General features: G+C 58.4%; 3 protein-coding genes. 2 read left to right on the top strand and 1 reads right to left on the bottom strand.

The genetic code is table 11. The features are described 5' to 3' along the window. Positions 1-59 precede the first annotated feature (59 nt). Positions 60-701 (bottom strand): hypothetical protein, encoded by a 642-nt coding sequence (locus tag VGG64_18560; protein HEY1601609.1) that lies wholly within the window; start codon positions 699-701, stop codon positions 60-62. A 655-nt stretch (positions 702-1,356) separates the two neighbouring features. Between VGG64_18560 and VGG64_18555 the strand changes: the two genes are divergently transcribed. Together VGG64_18555 and VGG64_18550 are read left to right on the top strand one after the other, a co-directional pair. Then, entirely contained in the window at positions 1,357-2,481 is a 1,125-nt protein-coding gene (locus tag VGG64_18555; protein HEY1601608.1) for a hypothetical protein, read from the top strand. 409 nt (positions 2,482-2,890) lie between these two features. After that, on the top strand, positions 2,891-3,808 hold a 918-nt coding region (locus VGG64_18550; GenBank protein ID HEY1601607.1), incomplete at its 3' end, for a hypothetical protein.

The following is a 3,808-nucleotide window of genomic DNA, read 5'->3' as shown; positions in this document are numbered from 1 at the left end:
GTGCGAGGCGTCAAAGGTGCGGGAATCGAGGACTGCACGAACGATTGACCAAACGGCCTCTATATCGGGGCCATGCCAGCGAGTTGGCTTCGGCGGCGACGTCTGGTGGCGAGCCAAACTGCGGCTAACCCGCCGAACAGTAAGATACCAGCCCAGCGGATGGGCCCGGTTTCGTAGATCACCGTGCTGTTGAAAACGATGAACAGCATGAAGCCGTGCAAGGCGATTCCCAGCCAGGCGGATCGCGTCGCATAGCTTGTGGGGCGCAACCACCAGTACGACACGTCGAGGGCCCAGACGACTGTAAATAAATAGGAAACGTAGATGCCCTCGCCGACGCCGCCGATCTCACGGGTGCGTTCAAAAGCATGCGCGTGCGACCAGTAATGGTAGTAGTGAAACGCCATGGACAGGTGTACCAGAAAGCACAGCAGTGCCAAGGTCCAGCAGTCGCGCGCCGCGCGGCCGGCAGGGGTGCTGGCATCCCAATCGCACGCTGCTAGTCGCATCATCACGCACAATGTCAGAGCGTACCAGGAAAGCGATAGCCGAACCGTGTTGCGAGTGAGCATCTCGCCCATTTCCGTCGCCAGCGCACGCGACAGGACGACGGTCACGACCAGCAGCACCACGCCCGAGGCAAAGATCCAGACATCGATTCCCGGTGGACCGAAGCGCGAACGCGACGCAGGAAGGGGCATTGTGGGTTGGAATGCTGGCAAATGGGGGGCCGTCCGGCATGATAGCAAAAGCACCGCCCAGTATAGTCGCGACGTGCCTGGCGTGCAGCGCGACGTGCGCTCGGTAATCGCCGCGCGATGCCGCTTAGAGATACGTCCGACACGTGCAGATAGGTGCCGCGTCGCAAAGTGAATACCACGCGATAAGAAGATGTCGGCCGATCTGCCCACGGTCGTCACAATGAACTCGCAACTGGCGGAAACGATTCTGCTGGCCGCGCTCGACGATAGTTCTATCGTGATGAACGTACCGTTGGGAATGGTTTCTGGGAGGCCCCCCACGTGGTGCGGCGGTGAGGTTAGCCCTCGATGCTAACAGAATGTTACACCGTATTGAGACTGCTATGAGTCCTCATGTTACAGAAATCGAGCAGCGTCCGGGTTACGCGGTCAATGGCGGAACGCGATTGCAAAAAAGCTACGGGCCGCGTCATGTGTTACGCCGTTCAGAATTGTTTTTCGTTGACACGCATTACTAATGCGATAGACTCTGCAAGCATTCGGTCGTTTCTGTTTTTGCGGTTCGCCGCAAGGCGAGACGGCGTTGGCGCCCGATGGGTGTCATGCGCTATATTGCAATGTCGGCGACTGCCTTCCATCCACAGGGAGTTCGCTGATGAACGGCAAAGCAGTTAGGGAACGTCGCAAGGCCGTACGTTGTGGGGCACTCGATCGTGGGGCGGTGTATCTAGGCACGTTTTTACACAGCATCGTCAAGCCCGCCGCCATGACTGTGGCCTGCGGTGCTTTGCTGGTTTTCAACCAGTATGCGCGAGCCACCGCTCCCATTCAGCAGACGACAAATCCCACGGCATTTAGCACCTTCTACTCCGTGGTCGACATGACCACCGGCCCAACCAGTGACTTGGGAACGGGATCGATTATCGATTCCGACATCGTCAATCAGGGCGGACAGCAGATCGGCTATTTCTGCGTCTTGACCGCCAACCATGTCATTGCTGGTGGGGCCTCGGGAATTGGCTTTGGATACTTTGGCGATGGCACGAACACGGCGAACAGTTTTTCCAATACGTATAACTACACGAATGTTGTCAGCGGCGGTTCGACCGGTAAGGAAGATCTATCGGTAGCCATTGTCCGGTATGGCGTCGTCGACCCATTTTTTATCAGCGTTCAAGATCTCAAGCTGTGGACGCCGCCGGCGAATCTTACGCTTGCCAACATGCCCAGTCCGTTTACCGAAGTTGGTTACGGCGACACGGGCACGCCTCACGTCACTGCCGGAGTGCAGGACGGATTTACGCCGCAGAGCTCGTCAGGCATTCAGCGATTTGACAATGCGAATCCTGCGAGCGTCAACGCCAATGCTGCCCACGGAATTTACACCTACACGGACATCAAGTGGAACCCGGGACCGGTCAGTCCTGGCAATCCCAATCTTGGCACCGGGTCGAGCTTCGGCGGCGATTCAGGCGGTCCATATTTCATGTCTGACGCGACGGCGTTCAAAGTCAACGGACTGACGGATGTCTTTGGTAATGCCGTCGGACAGCAAAACATCAATGCCTTCAGCAACACGATTTTTGCTGTGCACACCTTCGGCAACAACAACAATCCGCAGTTGTTTGCCGATAACATTCAAAGCGGCGGAAACCTGCTTACGGCTGCCGATATTACCTGGATCAACAACGCCTGCGCGACCGTGCCAGAGCCATCGACAGTGGTGTTGGCCCTTTGCGGGATCGCGGCGCTAGCGATCATACGGCGGAGTGCCGCGTAATGGATGCAGGATTTCTCGAAGCCTCTCGGACGACGGCGGTCCGAGAGGCTTTTTCCTATCTCGGTTGCAGCCCCCATTTTTCGGATCTATGACGAATGGCCCACCGGCCTGGCATTTTCGCTTGCGCATCGTGCTGCGCGGCCAGCCGTACCGTATGATGAAGCGCAGCAGCGGTGATCCGCTGTGGGGTTATAGCGCTTTCACGGTGGACCGACGTCGCGGACATCAACATCGTCGGCATCAACGGCGTCGGCATCAATGTAGTTGCACGTAGTGCAGTTACGTGGATTCTGGCGATGACCGTCCGCGGTTTCGGCCATCCTTGACTGCGGTTTGATCGCCGCACACTGCCCGGGATGCTGTTGATGGTATGTCGGTGCCAGGCATTGATTTGGCGTGTTCGTGCCATATGAAATGGGTAAATCGCGAGCGCGACGAATCTGTAAGCCGTTGGCCGCGGATGATTCTGTTCGGCGCCATAGGGCTGGGACTATTCCTTCTGTGCCTGGCGCTGGTTTTGTGGTGGACTTGGCAGAGCGTGGTTAGCCGTCGTTTGGCAGAAATTCGCGCCCGCGGCGAGCCGACGACTTATGCCGAGCTCGACGCTTATTATGCCCCGCCCCCTGCCGATCAGGATGTGACCGATTTGTTGTTACGCGCCGGCCGGACGCTGAATATGTCCGAGGGGACCGTCGAGACGCGCAAATTGCCGTTTGTTGGCGAGGCGGACGACCCCCCGCGGCCGGGCCGACCATGGACCGAATTGGAGTTGGCGAGGCAATTCCTCGACGATCATGCCGAGCCCCTGCGTCAACTGCACGAGGCGGCCCGGCGCGGCGGCCGAGCTCGTTTCGATTTCTTAGTGGGCCAGAATGCGATAACCCTGCCGGAAGGCCACTTGCAGGCGTTACGCGCCAATGCCCGGGCTCTGCGTTTAGAGGCTAACGTGCGTGCCCATGCGGAGGACGCAACGGGTGCCGCCGCGACGGCGTGCGACGGCCTGATTCTGTCGAATGCCCTACAAAACGAGCCGTTCGTGGTATCTCAACTGGTGCGGATGGCAATCTTTGGGACCGCTGCGCATGAGCTCAAGCAATTGTTGCCGGTGACTGTTTTCTCGGACAGCGATTTGTCTCGGCTGCAGGAACAATTGCAGTCGATCGATTTTGCGGACGGCCCCAAAAGCGCCCTGTTGGGATCGCGCGTCGAGGGAATCGCGATTTTCAAAGATCCTACGACCGCGGGTTTCGCCGGTTGGCAGGTCGTTCTGTCGCGTCCACTGCTGGACGCGGCCGAAGGAGTGTATCTGGGCCTCATGGAGGAATAT

This window comes from Pirellulales bacterium (assembly GCA_036490175.1).
Classification (GTDB): Bacteria; Planctomycetota; Planctomycetia; order Pirellulales; family JACPPG01; genus JACPPG01.
Note: the sequence above shows the minus strand (reverse complement) of the source record. Positions and strands in the feature narration are given on the sequence as shown.